This is a genomic window from Arthrobacter sp. AL05 (assembly GCF_029960715.1).
Classification (GTDB): domain Bacteria; phylum Actinomycetota; class Actinomycetes; order Actinomycetales; family Micrococcaceae; genus Arthrobacter.
This window is the reverse complement of the sequence record NZ_JASBRC010000002.1, coordinates 380,002-404,939: the sequence shown is the minus strand read 5'-3', so window position 1 is coordinate 404,939 and position 24,938 is coordinate 380,002. Positions and strand designations below refer to the sequence as shown.

Sequence of the window (24,938 nt, the reverse complement as noted above, 5' to 3'; positions counted from 1 at the left end):
ATCAACCCTACCGCCGGGCAGCGGGCCTACTCCCCTGCGCCGACCCACTCGACCGTGCCGTCGGCAAAGAACTGTTCCTTCCAGATCGGGACCTGGGCCTTGATCCGGTCCACAAGTTCCGAGCAGACGGCGAAAGCCTGGCCGCGGTGCGCCGCAGCGACGGCACAGACCAGCGCGGGGTCGCCGATCTCCAACATCCCGATCCGGTGTGCCGCCCAGATCCGGACAGGATGGGCAGGCACGTCCGCGGAACTGCCGGGATGTCCGGCGGCTGACTGTTCGGCGACAAGTTGCGCGACGACGTCGGCCATCACCTGGTGCGCTGTCGGGTGGGCGCTGTAGCTCAGGCGCTGGACGGGTTTGCCGCCGTCGTGGTTCCTAACCACGCCGCTGAAGCTGACCACAGCACCTGCGGTGTCTGACTCGACGGCGGCGATGGCCTGGTCCACCGAGATGGCGTCGGCGCTAAGCACCGCGTTGATGACTTCGAAGCGTGGCTCAGTGCCCATGGCTGCCCTCCAGCTGGTCGCAAAGGTGTCCCAGGATCGGATCGAGCACGCTGAGGCCGTCCATCACGCCTTTGGGGGAACCGGGGAGATTAATAATGAAGGTCTGGCCGGCCGCGCCTGCGTGGCCCCGGCTGAGCATCGCCGTCGGGGTCTTGGCGGATCCGGCGCTGCGGATGCCTTCCATGATGCCCGGGATCTCCCGGTCCAACAGTGGCAGGGTCTGTTCCGGGGTAGCATCGGTGGGGCTCAGCCCGGTGCCGCCGCTGGTGATGATAACGGCCGGAGCCTGGCTCAGCAGCGCGCGCAGGGCACCGCCCACCGCGTCTCCGTCCGGGACCACGAGGGCCGGGTAGGGTTCAAAGCCGTGTTCGGTTAGCCAATCGATGATGACGGGCCCGGTCAGGTCCTTATAGACCCCGGCCGCGGCCCGGGTCGAAGCAATAACAACGCCGGCCTTACGCCCGCTCGCTTCACCGTGGCGGTGTGGTTCAGGCATGCTCACAGTCTCCAGTCCCCGCTCTTGCCGCCGCTTTTGGCCAGCACCTTGATCTCCGTCAACACCGCGTGTTTGTCCACTGCCTTGATCATGTCGTACACACTGAGGCCGGCCACCGCCGCCGCTGTCAGCGCTTCCATCTCGACGCCGGTGACCCCGCGGGTCTTAACCGTGGCAAACACCGTGACCGAGTCGGCGCCGAGTTCAAAGTCGACGGTGACCTTGGCGATCGGCAGCGGGTGGCAGAGCGGGATCAGCTCCGGGGTTTTCTTGGCGGCCAAGATGCCGGCTACCCGGGCGACGGCGAGGGCATCGCCTTTGGGCAGTTCGCCCGCGCCCAGAAGCGCCAGGACCTCGGCCGTGCTGCGGACGGTGGCGGTGGCAGTGGCCTCGCGGGTGGTCTCGGCCTTGTGCGAAACATCCACCATCTGTGCCGTCCCGTCCGGCCGGAGGTGGGTCAGGATTGGATTTTCAGTTACGGGCTCTTCTGCGTTCACAGCATCCATACTTCCACCTCGGCACCCTCGGCGAGCGCACCGGTTCCTTCCGGGACCTGGATCAGGGCGTTGGAGTGCGCCAGCGCACTGACCAGGTGCGAACCGGACCCGCCTTCAAGCCTGACGGTGCCGTCGGGAAGGACCGTGCCGCGCCGCACCTGGTGTTTGCCTGCCGGTGACGTGAGCGCCCCGGCCAGGCGGGCCTTGACTGCCGGCCGCGGGGCGGGCGAACCGAAGAGGTCCCCGAGCGCCGGCCGCAGGAACATTTCGAAGGACACGAGGCAGCTCACCGGGTTCCCCGGGAAGCCCAGCACTGGCACTCCTTCGAAGGTTCCGATTCCCTGCGGGCCGCCGGGCTGCATCGCGACGCCGAAGAAGTCGACGCGATGACCCTCCATCGCCTGCCGGACCACTTCATACGCGCCTTTGCTGACGCCGCCGGTAGTAACAATCAGGTCAATGTCCGCCAGGTGCAGGCCCAGCAGGGCGGCGAGCTCCTCCGGACGGTCGGTCGAAACCCCGGTCCGGGTGACGTCGAGGCCGGCCTGGCGCATGGATGCCTCGAGCAAGGTGGCGTTGGAGTCGTAGATCTTGCCGGCGCCCAGCGGCCGTCCCGGCTCCACAACCTCGTCCCCGGTGGTGACCAGGAGGACCCGCAGGGCTTGGTAGACGGCTACCTCGGTGTATCCCAGCGCGGCCAGCAGCCCCAGCTGACCGGGTCCGAGGCACGTTCCAGCGGTGAGAGCCAGCTCACCGGTGCGGATGTCGCTGCCGGCGTCGCGGACGAAGTTTCGTGCCGGGGCGGCGGGAAGGCGGACCGTGGCCGGCTCTCCCGGGAACGGGAAAGCCGCGGGGTCCGCCTGCTCGATCGGGACGACGGCGTCGGCGCCGGCTGGCAGCATGGCTCCGGTCATGATCGGCGCGGCAGTCCCGGCAGCCAGTTCAGGGGGCGCCGCGCCGGCCGCGACGGGGGCCACAACGGTCAGTTCGGTGCCGCCGTCGGGTACGTCAGCACTCCGGATGGCAAAGCCGTCCATCTGCGAATTCGCAAATGGCGGCAGGTCCAGCGGAGCCACGACGTCCGCAGCGAGTCCGCGGCCCAGTGCCGCCAGGAGCGGGAGCATCTCGATCCGGTCCGGGGTGCGGAGCGGGGCCAACAGCCGGCGGACCGATTCGCGGTGCGCTGCCACGGTGACGTGCCGTGCCTGGGTGCTGTGCATTCGTTCGTGACCCCTCGTCGTGGGCCATTGACCTGAGTCGCCGGCCCGGCTCCGTGGCCCTGGCGTGTTTGGCCCGGCCCGTTAGGACTTCACATCAACTCTAACCGTGTGAAAGCCGGTAGCACCGCTGGGCGCCACGGGCGCGCGCTCTTCCACCTGCGCGACGCCGTTGAGGTCCGTGGCGCGGACCTGGACCTCGTACTGGCCGGGGCTCAGCTGCAGTTCGAGTTTCCACTGGTACCACGTGTCGCGGGAGATCCCGGAGGCCAGCTGCGCCGGCTGCCAGGTGCCGCGGTTGACCCGGAGCTCGACCCGGCCAATCCCGGTGTGCTGGGCCCACGCGACGCCGCCGAAGGCCACCGTCCCGGCCTGGACCGACCGGGCCTGCCGCGGCACGTCGATCCGGGAGGAGGTTTTGACCGGCCCTCGCTCGCTCCAGCCGCGGGGCGTCCAGTATCCGGCGTCATCCGCGAAGCGCGTCACCTTAAGCTCTGTGACCCACTTGGTCGCCGAAACGTAGCCGTAAAGGCCCGGGACGATCATTCGGACCGGGAAGCCGTGCTCCAGCGGCAGCGGGTCGCCGTTCATACCAACCGCCAGGAGTGCGTCACGGTCATCCGTCAGCGCCTCCAGTGGGGTGCCGGCCGTCCAGCCGTCCGCGCTGCGGGACAGCACCATGTCCGCGCCGTCCTTCGGGCGGGCCAGGGCCAGTAGTTCCCTGACCGGCCAGCCGAGCCAGCGGGCGTTGCCAATCAGGTCCCCGCCCACCTCATTGGAGACACAGGCGATGGTGATATGCCGTTCGGTCAGTGGTTTAGCCAGCAGGGCGGCAAAGTCCAGGGAGATCTCCTGCTCCACCAGGCCGGTGACTTTGAGGGTCCACTGCTCCGGGTTCACCACCGGGACGCGCAACGCGGTGTCAATCCGGTAAAAGTCCTTGTTCGGCGTCACCAGCGGCACCGCGCCCTCCAGCCCGAGTTCGGCGCCGGCCGGGACCGGCGGGGCCGGTGCCGATGGTCCGGGAAGCACCAGCTTGCTGCGCAGTTCACTCACGGCTGCGGCTGCCCCGCGGATTGTTGAAGCCAGCACCCCCGCGATGAGGGCGGCAGCGGCCGTTCCGCCGAGCGCCTGGAAGAATCGACGCCGGGCCGGAGCAGGCGCCGGGGCGGGGGCGGCGGTGCCCGGAGCAGCCGCCGGGGCGGTGGTGCCCGGGGCGGAATCCGCGGGCGCCCGTAGGTCACGGCTGTGCCATTCGCCCAGCCGCCGGACCAGCCACCGCAGCGCAATCATCCCCACGATGGCGGCGAGCAACGGGACCGGGACCGCGTTCAACGTCAGTTCGGCCCGGCCAAGTACTGCCACCAGCCCCACTGCGCCGAAGACGGCAATCAGGGCAACCCCGGCGAAGCGCCGGCGCGCTTCGACGACTCCGGACAGGGCTGCCAGTCCGGCGATCAGCAGCGCCATGCCACCGAGCAGGGCTACCTTGTCCGCCGTCCCGAAGAGCGAAACAGCCCAGTCCTTGACTCCCGGCGGGACAGCATCGATCACGGCCCCGCCCACAGCTGTCACCGGGGAAAGGGAAGGACTCACGAATCCGGCAGTGAGCTCCCCCAGGGCAAGGCCCGTCCCGACGGCCGTGATTCCGGCCGCTGCAGCCCAGCCGCCCGTGTGCCGAGCCGGACTTCGCGGCCTGGGGACAGCCGGCACCTCGGTGCGCCCGCCGGGGCCCGGGGTGGGCGCAGGCGCCGCTGGTTGACGGTTAGGGGTCGTGTTCACCCCTCCATCATAGGTTTTGTGCCGCCCGACAGCGCCGGGTGGACGACGGTACGGACCACGGAACGGGCGGCGGAACGCCGGCAGCGGAATCCGGACCGGACCGGAGTGTTGCCGGCGTCGGGTTGGCGTAGCCTGATCCTATGAGTGTTCAGCTAGGCATGCCCCAGCCCCGCGCGGATGACGCATCCGGCGAGGGAATTTCTGCGACGCAGCCCACCGCACGCCCGGCCGGAATGCCCGCGGGCCTCCTCGACCGCTACGGCCGACGTGCCACCGATATGCGGCTCTCCCTGACGGACAAGTGCAATCTGCGCTGCACCTACTGCATGCCGGCCGAGGGCCTTCAGTGGCTCTCCAAGCAGGCAGTGATGTCCGCGGCGGAGATTGTCCGGATCGTCAGGATCGGCGTCGACATGCTGGGGGTGCGTGAACTGCGGCTCACCGGCGGCGAACCGCTGGTCCGGGCGGACCTGCTGGATATCATTTCAGCCCTCCGGCAGGCACACCCGGACCTTCCCATCTCGATGACCACAAACGCCGTCGGGCTGGACAAAAAAGCCGCCGGGTTGAAGGCGGCGGGGCTGTCCCGGATCAACGTCTCACTGGATTCGCTGCATGAGGAAACGTTTACCCAACTGACCCGGCGCCCCGTCCTGAACAAGGTCCTGGCCGGCGTGGACGCCGCCTGGGCCGCTGGCTTGGGTCCCGTAAAACTCAATGCAGTGCTGATGCGCGGCATCAACGACGCCGAGTCCCCCGCGCTGCTGGCATGGGCCCTCGACCGCGGCTACGAACTGCGTTTCATCGAGCAAATGCCGCTCGACGCGGACCACGGCTGGACCCGCAGGAACATGATCACGGCCGCGGAAATCCGCGATTTGCTCTCCGTTGATTACGTCCTGAGCGCCGATCCGCGGGACCGCGACGGCGCCCCCGCGGAACGCTTCGAAGTCCGGGCGCGGGTTCCCGGCACCGCCGAGGCGACCGGCCCCGTACTTGGAACCGTCGGGATCATCGCCTCCGTGACCGAGCCGTTTTGCGCGGACTGCCGCCGCACCCGCATCACAGCGGAGGGCAAGATTATGAGCTGCCTGTTTTCCCGTGAGGAAGTGGATCTGCTGGACCTGCTTCGCCAGGGCGCCAGCGACGAACAACTCGCCGAGCGCTGGCAGGATGCCATGTGGATCAAGCCCAAGGCCCACGGTATGGACCACGTCGGGCTGGACGCCCCGGACTTCGTCCAGCCGGACCGCAGCATGAGCGCCATCGGAGGCTGAACCACCTGTGAATGTACGTTACTTCGCTGCCGCGCGCGCTGCCGCCGGCGTCGACAGTGAACTCTTCGACCTGCCCGCGGACGCCACGCTCGCCGCGTTGCTGGATGCGATCCTCGCCGTCGAACGCCCGGAACCCCCGGCCGGGACCCCGCCGCTGGCGCGTTTACTGTCACGAAGCAGCTTCCTGCGCAACGAGGTGGCGGTGCGGAACCGTGCGGTGGTGCTGCAGCCGGACGACGTCGTTGATGTGTTGCCGCCCTTCGCCGGCGGCTAAGGAGCCGCCAGCGCCGAACGCACGGTGTCCGCGACGGCGGCTGCGCCGGCCCCGCCCATAATAATCGTGTAGTGGTTAACGTCGGGGACTTCGCGGACGGACAGGGAAGGCAGCTTGTCCGCCCAGGTATTCAGGTAGCCGGGCGCGTAAAGGCCGCCGGCTTCATTGAGCAACCCCCGCGGGGCCCGCAACGCAATGGTTTCGACCGCGAGCTCAGCCAGGGCCTTTAGCAGTGAAGCGCCCCGGTGCAGTTCGGCGGTGTCGTCCGCCATCGCCTGGTACCGGGTGGCCGGCCGGAGCTGCGGTGCCTCGCCGGTGAGGTCGTAATCGACGTATTCCTCCACGAGCGGGTTCCAGTCCGCACTGAAGGCCGGATGCTGCCGCCAAAAGCCGCGATAGGCCTCCTTGCTGGGGAAGGCTGCGTTCAAGCGCTCGGCCGCCGGACCCAGCACCGCAGCGACGATTTCTTCGTCGCTGAGCTGCGCCGGCACCTGGAGCGGCAGCCCGCCGTCGACCAGCACCAGGGACCGCACCAGCGCCGGAAACAGGTTCGCCATCACCACGGCGGCGAAACCTCCCATCGAATGGCCAACAACCACCACGGGCCCGGTGCTGAGTGCGGTCAGCACGGCCGCGAGGTCCCCTGCGTGGGACGGCATCCCGTAGGGAGCAGGCAGCCCGTTGCTCCGGCCCCGGCCCCGCAGGTCCGGGGCAATGATCCTGACGTCCGGCAGCGCCCGGGACAACGCCAGCCAGGCCTTGTGGGACGCCGTAACACCGTGCACCGCAAGGATGGTCGGGGCAGCAGCGTCCGCGGGTCCCCAGAGGGCGGTGTGCAGGGTTCCGCCACGGACCTCAACCTCGATGGTCCGGTAGCCGGGGTCAGCAGTGGCCTCGTTCATGGGACTGTCCTTTCCGGAGCCTGTATCGGTTTGGTGGCGGGGCCGGGAGTTGGACCCGGCGTCGGTGCGAGGGCACGTTCGATGAACTGCATCATTTGCTCAAAGACTTCCTCCGGGACATCAGGCCGGGCACCGTGCGCCGGCTCGGTGCCTTCCTCGTCCCACAGCACCCAGCGCATGCCGATAAGTTCGCCGATGCCCATGAGGGCCCACGCCGCGACCGTGGGGTCCATGTCCCGGACTTCGCCGCTGAGCTGCGCGGCTTTAAGCCCTTCGATGTAGCCATTGACGATCCGGGTGTAGTGCAGGCGCAGCGCCCCGGGCGAGACGAACTCGGCCTGCCGAATGATGCGGTACAGCGCGGGATGTTCTGCGGTGAATTTGAAGAAGGCCCGGAACCCGGCGCGTTCGGCTGCGAGACGGGTGCCGGCGGATCCGGCGGCCTCCGCCATGGCGTGCCGTACCCGCCGGTTCAGGTCCTCAACGACCTCATCGAAAATGGCTTGTTTGCCCTCGAAGTAGAGGTAGAACGTGCCGAGTCCGACGCCTGCCTCCTCGGTGATTTTTACAATAGAGGCCTCGTGGTAGCCCACCGAAGCGAAGACCGTTTCGGCAGCCTGCAGCAGTTTGGCCCGGGTGCGGGTACCCCTCGCGGTGCGCGGCGCGGCGCTCATCGTTGACTCCCGTCCGCGGGCAGGAAGGCGCCCCTGTTGTCCGGTTGTGCCGCCGGCCCGTCCCCGCCCAGCTGCTGCCGCAGCCGGCCGCGCAGCACCTTGTTCAAGGCAGTGCGGGGCAATACGGCAACAGTGACGATCCGTGCCGGAACTTTGAAGTGGGCCAGCCGGGCAGCGCAGTGCTCAAGGAGGTCCTGATCATCGGTGGCAAGGCCGGGGCGGATCACTACAAAAGCCACACCGGTTTCGCCCCAGCGCTCGTCGTCGACGCCAACGACGGCGGCCTGCGCCACTGCCGGATGGTCCAGCAGTACCGCCTCGACCTCAGCCGGGGCCACGTTTTCGCCCCCTGAAATGTAGATGTCCTTGAGCCGGTCCACGACTTTGATGTATCCCTCGGCGTCGCGCTCCACGAGGTCACCGGTGCGAAGCCAGCCGCCGGCCAGGACGGCCGCAGTAGCGGCCGGGTCGCGGAAGTAGCCGGCAAAGACCCCGGGGCCGCCCACCAGGAGTTCGCCGGTGGCGGCGCCGTCCAGGATGTCCCCCGTCACCGGGTCGGCCACGGCGACGGCGACATGCGGGTACGGTTTGCCCGATGACCCCACCATCCGGGCGGCGTCCTCGTTGGCAAGGCAAAGGACATTCGGTGACGCTTCCGTGAGTCCGTAGCCCTGGCTCAGGGCCACTCCCCTGCGGTGCCAGATCCGCAGCAGCGGTGCCGGCATGGGTGCCCCGCCCACCACGGCGTGCCGGAGGCTGGCCAACCCGGCGGACGCGAAGTCCGGATGCTCGGCGAGCATCAGGTACTGGGTAGGGACACCCATGAGCATGGTCACGCGCCGCTCCGTGATCAGCTGCAGGACCCTGCCAGGTTCGAAGCCGCGTTCGAGAACCACGGTTGCCCCCGTCCACCAGGCCAGCAGGGGCTGGATGTTCCAGCCCCCCACGTGGAACTGCGGCAGCACGGCCAGCACGACGTCGGTGCTGCCAAGATCCAGCGTTCGGGACAGGGACAGATTGGTCCAGAAGCAGTTGGCGTGGGTCAGCACGGCGGCCTTGCTGGCGCCCTCGGTTCCGGACGTGAAGACCATCAGGAGGGGATCGTCGTCGCGCACTTCCCGGTTGATCCCGGGCCCGCCGGCGCCCGGACCGGACACAATCAGCGGCCGGGACGGTGGTGGCACCGACTTTTCAATGCCGCCGGGGCCCAGCGCGGCGGTCCGCGGCCGGTGCGCCAACAAGGTGCAGGCCCCCGCGGCGAGGGAGTCCAGTTCGTCCGCGACAAGCAGCAGCTGCGGCTCGGCGAGCTCCAGCTGCGCGGCGAGCTCCCTGGCTGAGAGCCGCCAGGACAGCGGGACGAGGACCAGGCCCGCCTTGGCGCAGGCGAAAAACACCACAACGTGGTCTGAGCTATTGCCCGTCAGGGTCGCGGCCCGGTCCCCGGTGACGTAGCCGGCGACCTTCAAGGCAGCGGCGAGTCCGGCAGCCCGACGCTCCAGTTCGCCGTAGCTCAGCGTGCAGCCGCGGTCGTCAACGGCGATCCGCAGGGGGGTGGAAAGGCTGCGGTCAGTGGTCCAGCGGCCCAGGGTGTGCAGCCCGTCGACGGGTATCATTCGGATTCCTCCAGGATCTCGCGGGACGCCGCCCTCTGTTGGCGGCCCGTGCCGGGGGGCCCGGCACCTTCATTTCCCTTGCCGGGCCCCCTGCTTGGGTTGCGGCGGCCGGCCAGCCGCTGTGCGGTGCCCGTCAAGCCGCCTGGCAGGAACAGCACCACGAGGATAAACAAGGTGCCCAGGATGAACAGGGGTTCCGACAGCGGTACCCGAAGGATGTCCGGCAAGGCATTGATTGCATCGGAGTTTGCCAGCGTCGTGAGGCGCTGGTCCAGGATGGTGTAGAAGACTCCACCGATCACGGCACCCCAGCGTGAACCGACGCCGCCCAGGACCACCATCACCAACAACGTGATGGTCAGGTCCGCGGACATGGCCCGCGGCACGGCGCCGCTCTGGAGCAGCAGGAACACCATACCGATGATGCTGACCAGGACGGCGGAGACCACAAAGATGAGCAGCTTGACGAGGTACGGCTGCAGGCCCAGGACGCGGACGCGCAGCTCGTTCTCGCGCACTGCGGCGGCGACGTGCCCGGCGCGGGAGGACTGTACCCAGGTCACCACGACGAAGACAGCCACCAGCACCACCAGGGCCAGCCAGTAGAGGTTGCGTGTATTGACCACTCCGACAAGGAAGTCCGGCAGGTTGTCGGTGCGCAGCGTCAGGCCTTCATCTCCGCCGGTGGTGCCGTCCGGGTTGCGTCCTACTATGACCGAGCCGGCCTGGGCGAACGCGAGCGTGACCATGGCGAAGGGGATGCCGTTGACCCGCAAGCTGATGCTGCCCACCACATGGGCCAACACAATGACAATCAGCAGGGTCAGTCCCATTGCAGGCACCAGCGGGATGTCCAGGTTTTGCAGGATGATCGCCAGGCCGTAGACGCCGGCCCCGAAATACAACGCATGGCCAAAGGACAACAGTCCGGCGACACCGAGCAGCAAATGGTAGGTCAGGGCTGCGGCAGCCATCAACATACACATCGCGAGCAACTGCAGGGAACCGGGCGTGTACGTCGGCCCGGGCAACACTCCCGGCAGGGACAGATTGAGCAGCGGCAGCAGGAACAGGAACACGATCCCGGCGGCCCCGGCGGCCAGGCCGGCGATCCTTCGGCGGGTTGGGAGTCCCCGGCCGCCGCCGGGGGTTGCCCGGAGGGCGCCGCCAGCGTGCTCGCGGGTGCTGTTGCCAGTGCTCTGGATGTTTCCGGCGTTGGTGCCGGCGGCGTCAGTATCAGTGGTCATGAGGTTCTCCCGAGCAGGCCGGTGGGACGGAACAGCAGGACCAACGCCAAGGCGAGCACCACGACAAAGTCGCCGGTGCCGCCCAGGTAGAAGTTGGCGAACTGCTGCAGGACGGCAACGGCGACGGCGGCTATGGCCGCTCCGGTCAGCGAGCCCAGCCCGCCGATCACGGTGACGATGAAGGCGAAGATCAGCAGCGAGCCGCCCAACATCGGGGAGACGTAGCCAAAGTAGTGCGAAGCCAGGACCCCGCCCAGCCCAGCGGCGGCACCGCCGATGGTAAAGACGAGGGTAAAGGCCTTCCGGACGTCGATGCCGAGGGCCGTCACCATGGAGCGGTTTTCCACGCCGGCCCGGATGATCATGCCGTACCGGGTGTTCTTCAGGAAGAACACGAGGGCCAGCAGCACCAGCACCGCGGCGATGATACAGACGAACCGGTCGTTGGGGACGCGGGCGCCCAGGATCTCGGTGGTGTCCTTGAACCAGGCAGGTCCCTGAATGAACACCGGATCCGTGCCCCAGATGCCGTCAAAGAGGGCAACTGCGGCGAGGGAGAGGCCCACCGTGATGAGAACCTGCTCGATGTGCCGCTGGTAGAGCCTGCGGATCAGGACAAACTCGGTGAAAGCGGCGAAGGCGGCAGCGGCAGCCGCGCCGGCCAGGAGCGAAAGCAGGAATGTTCCCCAGCTATCGGAGCCGGTCCGCCGGGCGATTTCCCAGCCGGCGAAGGCTCCAAGGGTAAGGAAGGCCCCGTGCGCGAAGTTGAGCACTCCCATCAGCCCGTAAATCAGAGACAGTCCGGCGGCCACGAGGAAGTACAGGGCACCCAGGCCCAGGCCGGTGAAGAGCAAGAGGACAACGGTACTCACAGGGCGGTCCCCCTCACGGTATGGTCCCGCGCGGGGCCCTCAGCGGAGACCCCCAGGAGGCGCTGGGTTAGCTCGGCGTCGTCGAGGAATGCCAGGGCGCTGCCGGTGTGGACCACCCGGCCGCCGGAGAGGACCACTGCGCCGCCGGCGAGCTGGCGGACGACGTGCAGGTTCTGCTCGACCAGAAGGATGGGGACGGTCCGGGCGGCCTCAGCGAGGGTCTCGGCGACCTCGGCGACGATTTTTGGGGCCAGGCCCTTGGTGGGTTCATCGACCAGCAGGATCTTGTTGGTGTTGAGCAGCGCACGCGCCAGGGAGACCATCTGCTGCTGGCCGCCGGAGAGGGTTCCTGCCATTTGCGCGGACCGGGCCAACAGGTCCGGGAAGAGCTCCTCGACGAGCTGGCGCCGGGGTGCGGCGTCCCGCTCGGCAAGTCTGAGGTTTTCTGCCACGGTGAGTTTGGCGAAGACTTCGCGGTCCTCGGGAACGTAGCCCACCCCGCTGCGGACAATCTTGAACGTTGGTTCCTTCTCGATCCGTACACCGTCGAGCTCAACGGCCCCGGTTCTGTCGATCAGGCCAATGATGGCCTTGATGGTGCTGGTTTTCCCCACCCCGTTGCGCCCCAGCAGGGCGGTGATGCCGGTGGCCGGGACGATGAACGAGACGTCCTCCACGACCTGCTGCCCGGCGATGTGGGCGTTGAGCCCTGAAATTCTGAGGATCGGCCGGTTGTCCGCGGCGGTGCTCATACGGGTTCTCCAAGGTAGGCACTCTGTACTGTCGGGTCTGACATCACGGCCTCGGGGCTGTCCAGGGCGAGCAGGCTGCCGTGATGCATCACGGCCACCCGGTCCACGAGACCCAGAACCACGTCCATGTGGTGCTCCACCATCATCACGGTGCAGCCACGGTCCCGGTGCAGTCCCGCGATGATCGCGGTGAGGGACGGAACGTCCCCCGACGCCACCCCGGCCATCGGCTCATCCAGGAGCACGACGGCGGGGTCCGTCGCCAGCAGGACGGCGATCTCCACCTTGCGCTTTTCGCCGTGCGAGAGGTCCCCGGCCGCCGTCGTCAGCTGGCTGTTAAGCCCGACTTCCGCGATGGTGCCGCGGGCAATCCGGGTGGCGTCATCCGAGGCGGACGGGAAGCGCAGCAGGCTGAAACTGCCGCCAATTTTGGCCTGGGCGGCGAGCCGGACGTTTTCCAGCACGCTGAGCCGGGGAAAGAGGTTCGAGGTCTGGAAGGTCCGGCCCAGCCCTGCCTTGGCCCGGCGGTGGATGGGCGCGGCCGTGATCTCCCTGCCGTTCAGCGTGATGCTGCCCGCCGTGGGCCGCATGACACCGGAAATCAGGTTGAACAACGTGGTCTTGCCGGCACCGTTGGGGCCGATCACGCCGACCATTTCGCCGGCGCCGATGGCGAAGCCCACATCCTGGAGGATGCGCGCACCGCCGATCTGCAGACCGAGGCCGTCGACCGCCAAGGCGGGCAGGGCTGGGGAATTCATTCGGATCCTTCGTCTTTGGCCGGGCTACGGAAGCGGTGGGCGGGTTATTTCTTCTCCGGCGGGGCGACCGTCCCGCCCGGCACCACTTTGATGAGCTCCGGCGCCCACGTGCCGCCGGTCTGGACGAGCTTGGCCTGGTACATGTCCTGGACCAGGGCGTGGTCCGAGGCGCGGACTGTCTCTTTGCCCTTGGGCCCGTCGAAGCTGTAGCCCTCCAGGGCCTTGACCATCGCGTCGGCGTCCGAGCCGCCCTCCTTGATGGCCCGGGCAATCATCTGGCCGGCAACAAAGCCGTCGGGGGTGAAAAGGTCCGCCTTCCCGCCCGCCTTCTCGACGGCGGCGATCATCTTCTTCTCCACCTCGGTGCCGGCGGCTCCCGGGAAGTAATGGTTCAGGAAACTGATTTTGGCGGTGGCTTCGCCGTAGGCGCTGAAGGTGGCGGCATCGCCGAGACCGGTGACGATCGGCGCGGCGTCGAAGGCGCCCTGCTGGCTGAGGGTCTGCCACATGGTGCCGGATGTTGCCCCGGCCCAGGCGACGAAGACCATGTCCGGCTTCGCATCGATGAGTTGCCGGGCGAAGGGGGTGAGTTCCTGGCCGTCCGGGACCAGGACGGCCTCGACCGTGGCGCCCTTGGCTCCGAGCACGGCCTTGACGGCCGCCACGTTGCCCTGGCCGAACGCGTTGTCCTGTGCGAAGACGACGACCTTCTTGCCTTTGGTGTCGATGAAGGTACCGGCAGTTGCCACGTCCTGCAGGCTCTGGCGGCCCGAGCGGAAGGTGTACTTGTTGATGCCCTGGATGGCGTCGGTGGCGGCCGGCCCGGAGATGTAGAGCACCTTGTTTTGTGCCGCCTGCTCGGACAGCTTGAGCGCAATGCCTGAGACGACCGTGCCGCCAATGATCTTGTAGCCCTTGCCGATCAGGTCCTTGGCGGCTGTGACAGCCTTGTCCGGGTCGCCGCCGTCGTCGGCGTACGTGAGGTTGATCTTGGCGCCGTTGATTTCCCCGGTCCCGCCAGTCGCGTAGTCGATGCCGGCTTGGAGGCCCTCATAGTAGGTGGCGCCATAGGCTGCGAGGGGTCCGGTTTTGGAATAAATGATGCCGACGTTGACCGGCTCGGCAGCCTTGGTGCCGCCCGATTCCGCCGGCGCCGCACTGCCGGCGGTGGGCGCGCAGGCGCTGAGGGCCAGTCCGGTGGCCATGACGGCGGCCATCAGGAACTTCTTTGTATCCTTCACGGGATGCCTTTCGGTGAGAATCCACGAAATCCGACAGGAGATCTGAGTAGAACCTGAAAGGTGATTCAGATTACAGTCAATCTAGGGCGCACGTCGCCCCGTGTCAACGGTTTGAAGGGTCGCGTGCTGGCTCCTGGCCGATGGATCACGGTTGGTGCGCAAAAGCGCAGCAGCGCACCACGCAGGGCAGGAAAACTGCCGTCAAGGAGGTGGCCCGGGGCTGCGGTCAGGCAGGACCAGCCGCCGGGTTCGCGACCCGGCGGCACAGGGTGGTCATGAAAGGAATGAATCCGCTGGCATGGCCCAGCCGTAAACCTGCAGCGTGCGTGAACAGGCCGTCGGTTACGGTCAGGGTGTGGCGGGCGGTGCCGCGGTCGCTGCGCCGTTCAATGGTCAGGGTTCCGCCCTGCCAGCTTGCCCTGGCGGGCGCCTCCGGCGGCAGTCCCATGCTGTTGACGTGGTACCACAGGGTGTCGGGGCAGCCCGGGTCCATCGTAAAGACGCCGATACCGTCGGTCCGGGAGCCATCGGACTCGGTGTGGCGGTAGCTCATGGTCACAGCGAGGCCGGCGGCGGCGCGGGCAAACACGACCTCGGCCGCAGCGGTCCTGGCCGGCCCCCACGCCGTGGCTTCCCACTGGGTGGTTCCGCTCCACTGCCCGAGGAACGCCTCAAGCGCCTCGGGTGCGCTCCACTGCCCGAGGAACGCCTCAAGCGCCTCGGGTGCGCTGCCTGGCAGTTCCCGCTCCATGCGTCCTTCCGAGTGGCTCCCGTGCCCCTGCCCTAATCATTCCGCCGGGCCGGGCGGAATGTAAAGGCAGCGGGACGGCGGCGGGACGGACGGTTGGTAAACCGCTGGCGCCCGGCGGCAGCCGGTCAGAGCCCGAACGTCTCGGTTTCCTCGAAGGGGCCAACGACCGTGAGGGTCCGTGGCGCAGCCGCGAGTTCGCGGGCGAGCACCTGGACCTCGTCAGCGGTCACCGCCTTGATCTGGCGAAGGGTCTCGTCGATGTCCTGGTATTCGCCGGAGACCAGTTCGGCACGGCCGAGCCGGGACATCCGTGAGCCGGTGTCTTCCAGTGCCAGCACGATTCCGCCACAGAGCTGCCCCACGGCCTTGCGGAGTTCCTCCTCGGAGATCCCGCCTTCTGCGAGCTTGTCCAGTTCGGCGCCGAGCAGCTCAACGACCTGCCGGACCTTGGACGGGGTGCAGCCGGCGTACATTCCGAAGTACCCGGCGTCGGCGTAGGAGGAGGCGAAGGAGTAGGTCGAGTACACCAAGCCGCGTTTCTCCCGGATTTCCTGGAACAGCCTGGAGGACATCCCGCCGCCCAGGACGGCGTTGAGCACGCTCATCACAAAGCGGCGGTCGTCGGTGGCGACGATGCTGGGGCAGCCCATGATGATGTTGGCCTGTTCCACCGGACGCTTGACCACGTGCAGTCCGGCGGTGCCGGTGATCGCGGCCCGGTCGGTGGAGCGTCGCTGCACCGGCGCGGCGTCAGGCTCAAGGCTCCAGCCGGCGGAGTGCAGGGCATCCACAACGAGTCCGCAGACGACGTTGTGGTCCAGTCCCCCGGCGGCGGTGATAACAAGCTCATCCGGGCGGTAATAGCGGCGGTAGTGGTCCCAGACGGAATCCCGGGCGACGGCACGGATGGCGTCGGGGGTACCGCCGATTGGGCGGCCCAACGCGTGGGTACCCAGCACGGCCGCGACAAAGTGTTCGTGGGCGACGTCGGTCGGGTCGTCGCTGTCCATCGCGATTTCTTCGAGGATAACGTCGCGTTCCTGCTCCATCTCCTGCGGGTCCAGCACGGCACCGGTGATCATGTCCGCGATGACGTCGATCGCCATCGGCAGGTCGGTGTCCAGCACGCGGGCAAAATAGCAGGTGCTTTCCTTGGCCGTGGCTGCGTTGGACTCCCCGCCGACCTCATCGAAGGCCGAGGCGATCTCCAGGGCGGTGCGCCGCTGGGTGCCCTTGAAAAGGAGGTGTTCGAGGAAATGGGTGGAGCCGTGCTGCCCGGGCGCCTCGTCGCGGGATCCCACGCCAACCCAGAATCCGATGGTGGCAGAACGCTGTCCGGGCATCGCCTCGGTCAGCACACGGACACCGCCGGGAAGGACCGACCGCCGCACTTCGGATCCGCCGTCGGCTCCGTGGATCAGGCTGTCAGCATGCTGGTTCTGCTCAAGCGGCAGGGGTACGACAGTCATCAAAGCCTTTCAGTAAAAACATCCCAAATCTGCCTGCCATCGTACCAGCGGGAAATCGCCCGGACGGTACGGCGGCGACGGCGATGTTCTACGCCGCCGTTAACGGCAGCGGGGCCGGTGGATAATCCACCGGCCCCGCCACTTGGGTCTGGAAAGACTACTCTGCGGCCTCGAGGGAGACCTCAGCGTCGTCAGCGTTTCCGGCACCGGCCTCGTCAGCCACAACGGGCGAGAGCGAAAGCTTTCCACGGTCGTCGATCTTGGTGATTTCCACCTGGATCTTCTGGCCGACGGAGACGACGTCATCAACGTTGTCCACGCGCTTGCCGCCGGCGATCTTGCGCAGCTCGGAGATGTGCAGCAGACCGTCCTTGCCCGGGGTCAGGGAAACGAAAGCACCGAAGGTGGTGGTCTTGACGACCGTGCCCAGGTAGCGCTCGCCGATTTCCGGGATCTGCGGGTTGGCAATGGCATTGATCGCGGACCGTGCTGCGTCGGCAGACGGGCCGTTCGTGGCGCCAATGTAGACAGTTCCGTCGTCCTCGATCGAGATGTCGGCGCCGGTGTCTTCCTGGATCTGGTTGATCATCTTGCCCTTCGGGCCGATGACCTCGCCGATCTTGTCTACCGGGATCTTGACCGCGATGACGCGCGGCGCGAACTCGGAGAGCTCATCCGGGGTGTCGATTGCGGAGTTCAGCACGTCCAGGATGTGCAGGCGGGCTTCGCGGGCCTGCTTCAGGGCGGCGGCCAGCACCGAGGCCGGGATGCCGTCGAGCTTGGTGTCCAGCTGGATGGCCGTAACGAACTCGGAAGTACCGGCAACCTTGAAGTCCATGTCACCGAAGGCATCTTCGGCGCCGAGGATGTCGGTAAGGGCGGCGTAGCGGGTCTGGCCGTCAACCTGGTCGGAAACCAGGCCCATGGCGATACCGGCAACAGCAGCCTTCAGCGGCACGCCTGCGTTGAGCAGGGACAGCGTCGAGGCGCAGACGGAACCCATCGACGTCGAACCGTTGGAGCTGAGGGCTTCAGAGACCTGGCGGATGGCGTAGGGGAATTCCTCGCGGGACGGCAGCACCGGCATAATGGCGCGCTCTGCGAGGGCGCCGTGGCCGATTTCGCGGCGCTTCGGGGAACCGACCCGGCCGGTCTCGCCGGTGGAGTACGGCGGGAAGTTGTAGTTGTGCATGTAGCGCTTGCGCGTTACGGGCGAAAGCGAGTCGATCTGCTGTTCCATCTTGAGCATGTTCAGCGTGGTGACGCCCATGATCTGGGTTTCACCGCGCTCGAAGATGGCCGAGCCGTGGACGCGGGGAAGAACCTCAACCTCGGCGGTGAGCTGGCGGATGTCCGTCAGGCCACGGCCGTCGATGCGGATCTGGTCCGTGAGGATACGCTGGCGCACAACGTGCTTGGTGACGGAGCGGAAGGCTGCGGACAGCTCCTTTTCGCGGCCTTCGAACTGGCCGGCCAGGGATGAGGTGACCTCGTTCTTGAGCTCGTCGGAAGCGGTGTCGCGTTCCTGCTTGTCGGCGATCTGGAAAACAGCGGCCAGCTTCTCGGCGGCAGCTGACTCCACGGCGGCGTAGACGTCGTCCTGGTAGTCCAGGAAGACCGGGAACTCGACGGTCGGCTTGGCGGCGCGTGCTGCCAGGTCGGACTGGGCGTCGCAAAGGGCCTTGATGAACGGCTTGGCGGCCTCCAGGCCCTCCGAAACGACCTCTTCGGTCGGGGCGGCGGCGCCCTGTTCCTTGATGAGGTTCCAGGAGTTGTCCGTGGCTTCGGCTTCAACCATCATGATGGCGACGTCGTCGCCCTTGACGCGGCCGGCAACGACCATGTTGAAGACGGCGTTCTCGAGCTGGGAGTGCTTCGGGAAGGCGACCCACTGCGAACCGTGTTCGTCGGCGATCAGGGCAACGCGGACGCCGCCGATCGGGCCGGAGAACGGCAGGCCGGAGAGCTGGGTGGACATCGACGAAGCGTTGATCGCTACGACGTCGTAGAGCTCGTCCGGGTTGATGGACAGCACGGTGACCACGATCTGGACCTCGTTGCGCAGGCCCTTGACGAAGGCGGGACGCAGCGGGCGGTCCATCAGGCGGCAAGCGAGGATCGCTTCAGTGGACGGGCGGCCTTCGCGGCGGAAGAACGAGCCCGGGATGCGGCCGGCGGCGTACATACGCTCTTCGACGTCGACGGTCAGCGGGAAGAAGTCGAAACCTTCACGCGGGTGCTTGCCGGCAGTGGTGGCGGACAGCAGCGCGGTTTCTTCGTCGAGGTAGACCATCGCTGCGCCGGCTGCCTGCTTGGCAAGTCGGCCGGTTTCAAAGCGGATTACACGCTTGCCGAAGCGGCCATTGTCAATGACTGCTTCTGAGAACTGGATTTCGGGACCCTCCATAGAGAGTCACCTCCGTTTCATGGTTCACGGAGTCCAGCCGCATCAACCCAGCCCGGCATCTGCCGGCCTGCACTACACCCGGTCATCGATCGAGACCCACGGGCCGGGCTTCATATCCTGGAAGCCGTTCCCGGAGATCACTACCGAAGACCGCGAATGCGTGATGCGGTTGATCCTCCTGTTGAGTTGTGTGTGAAAAAGGCGGCCCATTCCGTCACGGAAGGGGCCGCCCCTTTAAAGCTGACTAGCGGCGCAGGCCGAGACGCCCAATGAGCGCACGGTAGCGGGTGATGTCAGTGTTTTTGAGGTAGGTGAGCATACGCTTGCGACGACCAACCATGGCCAGCAGACCGCGCTGGGTGTGGTAATCGTGCTTGTGCACCTTCATGTGCTCAGTGAGATCCTTGATCCGCTGAGTCAGGACTGCAACCTGGACCTCCGGCGAACCGGTGTCGCCCTCGGACGTTGCGAAATCCTTGATGATGGACTGCTTTACAGCGGCTTCAAGTGCCACAATAACTCCTAGATATGTGCCGTGAGGCCCGAATCAGTAACTCACCGCCGGGGGGTGCCGTGCCGGTTCTTCTGCTTTGATGCCAGCTGTCCCGTACACAACAGGACCCAGCCGCCACGGACTGCAGCCGGATCCAACGCTTAGTTTACCGGCACGCCGCTAATCTTGTCGAAACGACCCCTCCAGTGGCTGCCCGGAATGGCCCGCGTCCAGCCGTTCGCGGATCGCAGCCACCCCGCGGTGCACCTCGGTAAAGGACGTACTCAGCGGGGACAGCCCGATCCGCAGGCCCTGCGGTGCCCGGAAATCCGGGATGACGTCGGCCGCCCACAGTGCGGCGGTCATCTCCCGGAACGCCGGGTGGTCCACCGTGATGTGGCTGCCGCGCAGCTCCGGCTCCCGCGGCGTCGCGAGTTCCACGCCGGCCGGGGCGAGCCAGGCATCGTGGAGCTCGACGGCGAACGCGGTCAGCAGGCGTGATTTCTCCCGAACCGCGGCCATGCCGACCTCCTCGAGCAAGTCCAGGGTGCCACGCATGGCAAGCATCCCGAAGACCGCCGGGGTGCCGCTGAGGAACCCGCGGATGCCGTCTGCCGCTTCATACCCGGGCCCCATCTCGAATGCGTCTTTCCGGCCCATCCAGCCCCAGATCGGCTGCTGCAAACCCGGCAGGTGCCGGGCATTAACATAGGCGAACGCCGGCGAGCCGGGCCCCCCGTTGAGGTATTTGTAGGTGCAGCCGGCGGCGAAGTCGACCTCGGCGGCGTCCAGGGCAATCTCCACCGAACCGGCGGAATGGCAAAGGTCCCAGACCACCAGCGCACCCGCGGCGTGAACGGCAGCGGTGATCCCGGGCAGATCGGCAAGGAACCCGGAGCGGTAGGCAATCTGGCTCAGGACCACAACGGCGGTGGCCGGCCCCGTTGCCGCCCGCACCTGCTCGACAGTTACCCCGGCGGAAGGATCGGTGTGGATCCAGCGCAGCATCAGCCCTTCTTCGCGGGCGATGCCCTCGACAAGGTAGCGGTCAGTGGGGAAGTTCTCCGTATCCAGCACTATTTCGGTCCGGGCCGGGTCGGCGATCGCGGCCACTGCGGCCCGGATCAGCTTGTAGAGCACCACAGTGGTGGAATCGGCGATGATGGTCTGCCCGGCGGCCGCGCCGAGGACTGCCCGGCCGAGCTGGTCGCCGATGGCCTGCGGGAGCTCCAGCCAGTGCTCGTCCCAGCCGCGGATCAGACGCCCGCCCCAGCTGTCCTGGATGAAGCTGCTGATGTCCGTGACGGTGCGCTTGAGCGGCCGGCCCAGGGAGTTGCCGTCCAGGTAGGCAAGGTCCGTGTCGGCACCGATGAAGTGGTCGCGGCAGGCAGCCAGCGGATCGGCGGCGTCCAGTTCCCGGGCGCGCTGCAACAAGGCATCTCGGTTCTGCGCCGCTGCCGCCGCCGGAGTCAGTGCGCTCACTGGCCGATCTCCGTCCGGACGGCGAAGAGCTCGGGGAAGAACGTCAGTTCCAGCGCCTTCTGCAGGAAGGCAGCACCGCTGGAGCCGCCGGTGCCGGACTTCATGCCGATGGTGCGCTGGACCGTTCGCAGATGCCGGAAGCGCCACAGCTGGAAGTTGTCCTCAAGGTCCACGAGTTCCTCACAGGCCTCGTAGGCGCCCCAGTTGTCCGCGGCGTTCTCGTAGATGTACTTAAAGACGGGGACCAGCTCGGCACAGAACTCGTGCGCCTTGGTGACGTCCCGCTCCAGCAGCGCGGCGGGGACGTCGAAGCCCTGCCGCTTGAGGTAGGCGAGGAAATCGTCATAGATGCTCGGCGATTCGAGGATCTCCAGCAGCATCGCGTGGGCTTCGGGGTCGGATTCGAACACCGGGAGCATCTTGCGGTTCTTGTTGCCCAGCAGGAATTCGACGGCGCGGTACTGGCTGGACTGAAATCCCGAGGAGTTACCCAGGAAGCCGCGGAACTGCGAATACTCCGTGGGCGTGAGGGTGGCCAGCACGGACCACTGCTCGGTCAGGGTCTTCTGGATGTGCTTGACCCGGGCAATCGCCTTCAGCGCCGAGCCGAGGTCGTCGGAGCGGAGCCAGGCGGCGGCGCTGCGGAGCTCGTGCAGGACCAGCTTGAGCCACAGTTCTGTGGTCTGGTGCTGGATGATGAACAGCAACTCATCATGGTGCTCCGGTGTGCTGACCGGGTTCTGGGCGCTCAGCAGCGTCGGGAGCTGCAAGTAGGAGGCGTAGCTCATTCGGGAGCTGAAGTCGCGGACAATATCCTTGTCCAGTTCCCTGGTATTTTTCTCAATCGTCACGTTTTGTGCCTTCCTTGCCCACGGGCTCTTCTTCGTTTTCCCGTCCGGCGGCCCGGGGAAACCTGGCACAGGCCGAGCCGGGCATCCGGCCGACGGATTCACCTCTCCGGCGGCCCGGCGCAGCGGATGGTCGGGTTAGGGCACAAATAGAATATTGTGCGCTTGGACAACGTCCAGCCGCATCTGGTCCACCAGTGCTTCAGGGCCACGGTACGTCACCATGCCCCGCAGCCGGGCGACGAATTCCACAACTACTGTCTGGCCGTACAGATCGAAGTCTTCCACGGCCTCTTTCGGCCGGTCGATCACGTGCGCCTCAACCTGACGGCTGACGCCGTCGAAGGTGGGGTTGGACCCGACGGAGATGGCGGCAGGCCAGCGCGTGCCGGCCTGGTCCACAAGCCACCCGGCGTAGATGCCATCAGCCGGGACGTAGCCGCTCGCGTCAGCGGCCAGATTTGCGGTCGGGAAGCCGAGGTCACGGCCGCGAGCGGCGCCGTGGACCACCTCGCCGCGCATCCGGTGCGGCCGTCCGAGTACGGCGGCCGCAGTGGCGACGTCGCCCTCCCGCAGTGCCTCGCGCACCCAGGTGGAGGAGCAGCGGCGGTCGGTGCCGTCGTGGGCGGTGCGGTCTTGTCCCGCACCGGGTGCGTCGCCGTGGATCGGAAAGCCTTCCGAGCCGAACTCGCTGATAACCAGCACCTCGAAGCCGAGCTTCCGGCCGAGGTCCTGCATGGTCTCCAGGTCCCCGGAGTTGTTCCGGCCGAACCGTGCATCGTGGCCGATCACCACGTGGCTCGCCCTGAGGCTGCCGACCAGGACTGTGGCGACGAATTCTTCGGGGGTGAGGCTGGCCAGCTCGAGGGAGTACTTCATGACCAGAACGGCGTCGAGGCCCAGTTCGCTGAGGGCGGCAAGCTTGTCTTCCAGACCCATGATCAGTTCCGGGGCGGATTCGGGACGGTGGACCTGCGCCGGATGCGGGTCGAAGGTGATGGCGACGGCGCGTGCGTGGTTGAGACGGGCAACCCGGATGAGCTGTGAGAGCACTTGTTGGTGGCCGCGGTGTACCCCGTCGAAATTGCCGAACGTAACGACGGAAGGACCAAAGTCCGCCGGGACTTCGGACGGATCGTTCCAGATGTGGACCATCAACCTCGCCTTTTTGCTTCCTGCCATGTGCTCCTCCGGATAAACCTGCCGGCTCCGGAACTCTCCTAGATTACCTGCAAACGTCGGCTGCTTCCGACGGCACTGCGGGTCCGCGGCGACGCTCCGCCGCGTTCGGCACGCCAGCACCACGAGGCACAGGCAACAGTCCGGCGGGTGTCTGCGCGGGTGCGGTTTCCACCGAGGCCCGCACCCAGGTGTGGCTGAAGGAGACCCCGGGTCAGAGCTCCACGGTCTCCTGAGGCAGATCCCGGTAGTCCAGATTGCCGGCATGCTCGGCACGGACCGGCAGACGGTGGAGGCCGCGGTGCAGGCCACGGTGGAGGCCGCGGTGGAGGCCGCGGTGCCCATGCTGCTGGCCGGCATGCACAAGAACGCACAAGGCTACGAGGGCGCTGCCAGGCTCGAGCTTGCGATCAGCCGGGAGATCAACGACGCCGGGCAGCCCAGCAGGATTACGGATGTTCCCTACACCGTGGTTCCCGATCCGTCCTGGCCGGCGGACTCCGTGATCATCATTAACACTGCGGCCAACAAGGTGATCGAGCACTTCCGCGTCGACCTCAACGGCAACCCGCTGCGCTGGCGGCCTCGACTGCGCCGGCCACCGTGCGGGGACTGAGCCGCCCGGCTGAACTGCCCGGTTGAGCTACCCGGCTGAACTGCCCGGTTGAGCTACCGGCTGTCCGGCAGTTCCGCCAGTGCAGCAGCACGGCGGCGAGGATCAGTGGAACGTGGATGACCGGAAGGTTCCTCGCGAACCATTCCCGGCAGGTAGATGTCGGGTGACCGAGCCTGCCTCATCCCCCAGGTCCTTGGCCACTGCGGTAAGCGGGCAGTGGAAGCGGTTCGCGGAAAACCAGCGTCTCGGCAGCCAGAACTGCGGCGGCGAGGCCCGCCCGCCGGTCCGTGCGGCCGCGGACACCGGCGTACAGGACGGATACCATGCAGGCTTCGATCGTGAACCAGGCAAAGGTATGGAATGCCTTCACGGCCCTCAGGAGGGACTTACGTTCTGCCTTCCGCAACGCTTGTGGAGCCTTGAGTCCAGCCATGCCTCCAGCGTAGCCGCGGGTGTCTGTTCAGGGGCTTTCTGCCCGGTCAGAGGTCCCGGTCAGCTGCGCCAGCCAAGCGTCGAGTTCCCGGGGACGGCGGAACATGACTATAGCCGGCATCCGGGGGTCCGCTTCCAGCCCCCGCATCACCTGCCGCTTCCGAGTGAAGGACCGGAAATGCCACCGGAGGATCGAGCCCTGGGTGAAGAGCCGGGCAATAGTTTCCTCATTGCCGTTGCAGACAGGCTCCCGGGTCAACGCCCGCCGCAGCGTGCGGCGAATCAGCCGGGCCAGCGAAAGCCAGCGTGGATAGTCGAGGCAGACAATGAGCTCCGCGCGCGGCAGCACAACGTCCCGCCAGGCACCATAGGCGCTGTCCAGCACCCAGCGGTCCTGGGCTGCAAGCGAGGCTGCGATACCACGCTGCTCCTCGACGGTGCGCTGCTGCCAGCCGGGCAGCCAGCCGGTGTCGTCATCTGCCGAAAACCCGGGCAACCCCCTGGACTGGGCGTAGGCGCGGGCGGCGGTCGACTTCCCGCTGCCGGTCACTCCATAGAAGAGGACGCGGGAGGGCGCCGGCGGGGTTGGTCCACGGCCGGCGGGAGGCTCGATGGCCCAAGGCGGTCCGAGCTGTTTATGGTGGAGCGCAGCAGTTTCCGTGGCAACGCTCCGGTTGCCGTCAGGGTCGGTAAATTCATAGGAGCATGTTTCCGTGGCACCGGTGGGCCGGTAGCCAAGGCCTTTGTAGAGCTTCCGTCCCGCAGTGTTGCCAGGTTCGACGCCGAGGACGATCGCACTGTGTCCGGCCAGCCTGGCTTGCTCTTCCAGCCAGCGGCACAGCGCACTGCCGATCCCTGCTCCCCTGCTGCCGGGATACACAAAGAGATGCTTGAGTTCGGGGACTGGCCCGGCACGGAAATCCAGCACCGCCCCGCCGTGCGGGGTGCCCCCGGTCCACGCCGTGGCATAGAGGAGCTCCCCCGCCGTCTGGCGCACCAGGAAGCCCTCGGCGATTTTTGCACCCGGGGGCTCGTGCAGGCACAGGGCGGGAAGATCGTCCGCCGTGCACTTTCGGATGTTCACGGATATGTTCATGGTTTATCCCCTGGACGTGGCCAACGCAAGGGCCCGGGCGCCTGTTACGCA

25 protein-coding genes are annotated in these 24,938 nt (G+C 67.1%); 3 read left to right on the top strand and 22 right to left on the bottom strand.

From position 1 onward, the window contains the following. Nucleotides 1-26: 26 nt before the first annotated feature. From QK287_RS04125 to QK287_RS04105, 5 genes are all read right to left on the bottom strand, one after another. Complete coding sequence (locus QK287_RS04125) at nt 27-509, bottom strand: molybdenum cofactor biosynthesis protein MoaE (RefSeq protein WP_282359379.1); 483 nt, start codon at nt 507-509, stop codon at nt 27-29. Then, the gene (locus tag QK287_RS04120) at nt 499-1,005 is read right to left on the bottom strand and encodes a MogA/MoaB family molybdenum cofactor biosynthesis protein (RefSeq protein WP_282359378.1); all 507 of its coding nucleotides are present in this window, start codon (nt 1,003-1,005) and stop codon (nt 499-501) included. Before QK287_RS04120 ends, QK287_RS04125 begins: the two co-directional genes overlap by 11 nt. Before the next feature lie 2 nt (nt 1,006-1,007). Further along, complete coding sequence (gene moaC, locus QK287_RS04115; protein WP_282359377.1) at nt 1,008-1,511, bottom strand: cyclic pyranopterin monophosphate synthase MoaC; 504 nt, start codon at nt 1,509-1,511, stop codon at nt 1,008-1,010. Then, nucleotides 1,499-2,722, bottom strand: a complete 1,224-nt coding sequence (gene glp, locus QK287_RS04110; RefSeq protein WP_282359376.1) for a gephyrin-like molybdotransferase Glp — start codon at nt 2,720-2,722, stop codon at nt 1,499-1,501. The genes moaC and glp overlap by 13 nt, the downstream gene beginning before the upstream one ends. Nucleotides 2,723-2,803: 81 nt before the next feature. Then, complete coding sequence (locus tag QK287_RS04105) at nt 2,804-4,432, bottom strand: molybdopterin-dependent oxidoreductase (RefSeq protein WP_282359426.1); 1,629 nt, start codon at nt 4,430-4,432, stop codon at nt 2,804-2,806. A gap of 209 nt (nt 4,433-4,641) precedes the next feature. On the opposite strand from QK287_RS04105, the gene moaA reads away from it, so the two are divergent. Together moaA and QK287_RS04095 are read left to right on the top strand one after the other, a co-directional pair. Beyond that, nucleotides 4,642-5,778, top strand: a complete 1,137-nt coding sequence (moaA, locus tag QK287_RS04100; RefSeq protein WP_226774198.1) for a GTP 3',8-cyclase MoaA — start codon at nt 4,642-4,644, stop codon at nt 5,776-5,778. 7 nt (nt 5,779-5,785) lie between these two features. Then, nucleotides 5,786-6,052 carry a MoaD/ThiS family protein gene (locus QK287_RS04095; RefSeq protein WP_226774199.1) on the top strand — a complete coding sequence of 89 codons (267 nt, stop codon included), beginning with the start codon at nt 5,786-5,788 and terminating at the stop codon, nt 6,050-6,052. On the opposite strand, the gene QK287_RS04090 is transcribed toward QK287_RS04095, so the two are convergent. The 15 genes from QK287_RS04090 to QK287_RS04020 all read right to left on the bottom strand — a co-directional run bounded on the left by QK287_RS04090 (nt 6,049) and on the right by QK287_RS04020 (nt 22,719). Further along, nucleotides 6,049-6,954 carry an alpha/beta hydrolase gene (locus tag QK287_RS04090; protein WP_226774200.1) on the bottom strand — a complete coding sequence of 302 codons (906 nt, stop codon included), beginning with the start codon at nt 6,952-6,954 and terminating at the stop codon, nt 6,049-6,051. The genes QK287_RS04095 and QK287_RS04090 overlap by 4 nt on opposite strands. Beyond that, the gene (locus QK287_RS04085; RefSeq protein ID WP_226774201.1) at nt 6,951-7,628 is read right to left on the bottom strand and encodes a TetR/AcrR family transcriptional regulator; all 678 of its coding nucleotides are present in this window, start codon (nt 7,626-7,628) and stop codon (nt 6,951-6,953) included. Before QK287_RS04085 ends, QK287_RS04090 begins: the two co-directional genes overlap by 4 nt. After that, nucleotides 7,625-9,241 carry an AMP-binding protein gene (locus tag QK287_RS04080; RefSeq protein ID WP_282359375.1) on the bottom strand — a complete coding sequence of 539 codons (1,617 nt, stop codon included), beginning with the start codon at nt 9,239-9,241 and terminating at the stop codon, nt 7,625-7,627. The genes QK287_RS04085 and QK287_RS04080 overlap by 4 nt, the downstream gene beginning before the upstream one ends. Next, the gene (locus QK287_RS04075; RefSeq protein ID WP_226774203.1) at nt 9,238-10,488 is read right to left on the bottom strand and encodes a branched-chain amino acid ABC transporter permease; all 1,251 of its coding nucleotides are present in this window, start codon (nt 10,486-10,488) and stop codon (nt 9,238-9,240) included. Before QK287_RS04075 ends, QK287_RS04080 begins: the two co-directional genes overlap by 4 nt. Continuing rightward, nucleotides 10,485-11,360: a branched-chain amino acid ABC transporter permease gene (locus QK287_RS04070; RefSeq protein WP_282359374.1), complete on the bottom strand. Its 876-nt coding sequence runs from the start codon at nt 11,358-11,360 to the stop codon at nt 10,485-10,487. The genes QK287_RS04075 and QK287_RS04070 overlap by 4 nt, the downstream gene beginning before the upstream one ends. Beyond that, nucleotides 11,357-12,112 carry an ABC transporter ATP-binding protein gene (locus QK287_RS04065; RefSeq protein WP_282359373.1) on the bottom strand — a complete coding sequence of 252 codons (756 nt, stop codon included), beginning with the start codon at nt 12,110-12,112 and terminating at the stop codon, nt 11,357-11,359. Before QK287_RS04065 ends, QK287_RS04070 begins: the two co-directional genes overlap by 4 nt. Beyond that, entirely contained in the window at nt 12,109-12,873 is a 765-nt protein-coding gene (locus QK287_RS04060) for an ABC transporter ATP-binding protein (RefSeq protein WP_282359371.1), read from the bottom strand. Before QK287_RS04060 ends, QK287_RS04065 begins: the two co-directional genes overlap by 4 nt. A 44-nt stretch (nt 12,874-12,917) precedes the next feature. Continuing rightward, nucleotides 12,918-14,114: a substrate-binding domain-containing protein gene (locus tag QK287_RS04055; RefSeq protein WP_282359370.1), complete on the bottom strand. Its 1,197-nt coding sequence runs from the start codon at nt 14,112-14,114 to the stop codon at nt 12,918-12,920. Between the two features lie 226 nt (nt 14,115-14,340). Next, complete coding sequence (locus QK287_RS04050) at nt 14,341-14,865, bottom strand: DUF1579 domain-containing protein (protein ID WP_282359369.1); 525 nt, start codon at nt 14,863-14,865, stop codon at nt 14,341-14,343. A 125-nt stretch (nt 14,866-14,990) separates the two neighbouring features. Then, a complete protein-coding gene (locus QK287_RS04045) occupies nt 14,991-16,334 on the bottom strand; it encodes a pitrilysin family protein (protein WP_282359368.1) in 1,344 nt (447 codons plus the stop codon). 157 nt (nt 16,335-16,491) lie between these two features. After that, on the bottom strand, nt 16,492-18,741 hold the full coding sequence (locus QK287_RS04040; protein ID WP_253033235.1) for a polyribonucleotide nucleotidyltransferase: 2,250 nt from the start codon (nt 18,739-18,741) through the stop codon (nt 16,492-16,494). Nucleotides 18,742-18,985: 244 nt separating this feature from the next. After that, on the bottom strand, nt 18,986-19,255 hold the full coding sequence (gene rpsO / locus QK287_RS04035) for a 30S ribosomal protein S15 (protein WP_226774209.1): 270 nt from the start codon (nt 19,253-19,255) through the stop codon (nt 18,986-18,988). A gap of 159 nt (nt 19,256-19,414) precedes the next feature. Continuing rightward, a complete protein-coding gene (gene kynU / locus QK287_RS04030; protein ID WP_282359425.1) occupies nt 19,415-20,707 on the bottom strand; it encodes a kynureninase in 1,293 nt (430 codons plus the stop codon). Nucleotides 20,708-20,712: 5 nt separating this feature from the next. Then, nucleotides 20,713-21,567, bottom strand: coding sequence for a tryptophan 2,3-dioxygenase (gene kynA / locus QK287_RS04025; RefSeq protein WP_226774210.1), 855 nt, complete (start codon nt 21,565-21,567; stop codon nt 20,713-20,715). Nucleotides 21,568-21,702: 135 nt separating this feature from the next. Beyond that, nucleotides 21,703-22,719 (bottom strand): bifunctional riboflavin kinase/FAD synthetase, encoded by a 1,017-nt coding sequence (locus tag QK287_RS04020; protein ID WP_282359424.1) that lies wholly within the window; start codon nt 22,717-22,719, stop codon nt 21,703-21,705. 217 nt (nt 22,720-22,936) lie between these two features. On the opposite strand from QK287_RS04020, the gene QK287_RS04015 reads away from it, so the two are divergent. Then, nucleotides 22,937-23,359 (top strand): DUF937 domain-containing protein, encoded by a 423-nt coding sequence (locus tag QK287_RS04015; protein ID WP_282359366.1) that lies wholly within the window; start codon nt 22,937-22,939, stop codon nt 23,357-23,359. 178 nt (nt 23,360-23,537) lie between these two features. On the opposite strand, the gene QK287_RS04010 is transcribed toward QK287_RS04015, so the two are convergent. Beyond that, nucleotides 23,538-23,792 carry a hypothetical protein gene (locus tag QK287_RS04010; RefSeq protein WP_226774212.1) on the bottom strand — a complete coding sequence of 85 codons (255 nt, stop codon included), beginning with the start codon at nt 23,790-23,792 and terminating at the stop codon, nt 23,538-23,540. A 27-nt stretch (nt 23,793-23,819) separates the two neighbouring features. Continuing rightward, nucleotides 23,820-24,887 (bottom strand): GNAT family N-acetyltransferase, encoded by a 1,068-nt coding sequence (locus QK287_RS04005; RefSeq protein ID WP_282359362.1) that lies wholly within the window; start codon nt 24,885-24,887, stop codon nt 23,820-23,822. Nucleotides 24,888-24,938: the final 51 nt, after the last annotated feature.

Bases quoted from the DNA above. Each gene is read 5' to 3' on its own strand.
- QK287_RS04085 (WP_226774201.1), bottom strand. From the start codon at position 7,628: ATGAGCGCCGCGCCGCGCACCGCGAGGGGTACCCGCACCCGGGCCAAA.
- QK287_RS04060 (WP_282359371.1), bottom strand. From the start codon at position 12,873: ATGAATTCCCCAGCCCTGCCCGCCTTGGCGGTCGACGGCCTCGGTCTG.
- QK287_RS04020 (WP_282359424.1), bottom strand. From the start codon at position 22,719: ATGGTCCACATCTGGAACGATCCGTCCGAAGTCCCGGCGGACTTTGGT.
- QK287_RS04045 (WP_282359368.1), bottom strand. From the start codon at position 16,334: ATGACTGTCGTACCCCTGCCGCTTGAGCAGAACCAGCATGCTGACAGC.
- QK287_RS04005 (WP_282359362.1), bottom strand. From the start codon at position 24,887: ATGAACATATCCGTGAACATCCGAAAGTGCACGGCGGACGATCTTCCC.
- moaC (WP_282359377.1), bottom strand. From the start codon at position 1,511: ATGGATGCTGTGAACGCAGAAGAGCCCGTAACTGAAAATCCAATCCTG.
- QK287_RS04125 (WP_282359379.1), bottom strand. From the start codon at position 509: ATGGGCACTGAGCCACGCTTCGAAGTCATCAACGCGGTGCTTAGCGCC.
- QK287_RS04010 (WP_226774212.1), bottom strand. From the start codon at position 23,792: ATGGCTGGACTCAAGGCTCCACAAGCGTTGCGGAAGGCAGAACGTAAG.
- QK287_RS04090 (WP_226774200.1), bottom strand. From the start codon at position 6,954: ATGAACGAGGCCACTGCTGACCCCGGCTACCGGACCATCGAGGTTGAG.
- moaA (WP_226774198.1), top strand. From the start codon at position 4,642: ATGAGTGTTCAGCTAGGCATGCCCCAGCCCCGCGCGGATGACGCATCC.
- QK287_RS04040 (WP_253033235.1), bottom strand. From the start codon at position 18,741: ATGGAGGGTCCCGAAATCCAGTTCTCAGAAGCAGTCATTGACAATGGC.
- QK287_RS04065 (WP_282359373.1), bottom strand. From the start codon at position 12,112: ATGAGCACCGCCGCGGACAACCGGCCGATCCTCAGAATTTCAGGGCTC.
- QK287_RS04050 (WP_282359369.1), bottom strand. From the start codon at position 14,865: ATGGAGCGGGAACTGCCAGGCAGCGCACCCGAGGCGCTTGAGGCGTTC.
- QK287_RS04120 (WP_282359378.1), bottom strand. From the start codon at position 1,005: ATGCCTGAACCACACCGCCACGGTGAAGCGAGCGGGCGTAAGGCCGGC.
- glp (WP_282359376.1), bottom strand. From the start codon at position 2,722: ATGCACAGCACCCAGGCACGGCACGTCACCGTGGCAGCGCACCGCGAA.
- QK287_RS04075 (WP_226774203.1), bottom strand. From the start codon at position 10,488: ATGACCACTGATACTGACGCCGCCGGCACCAACGCCGGAAACATCCAG.
- QK287_RS04080 (WP_282359375.1), bottom strand. From the start codon at position 9,241: ATGATACCCGTCGACGGGCTGCACACCCTGGGCCGCTGGACCACTGAC.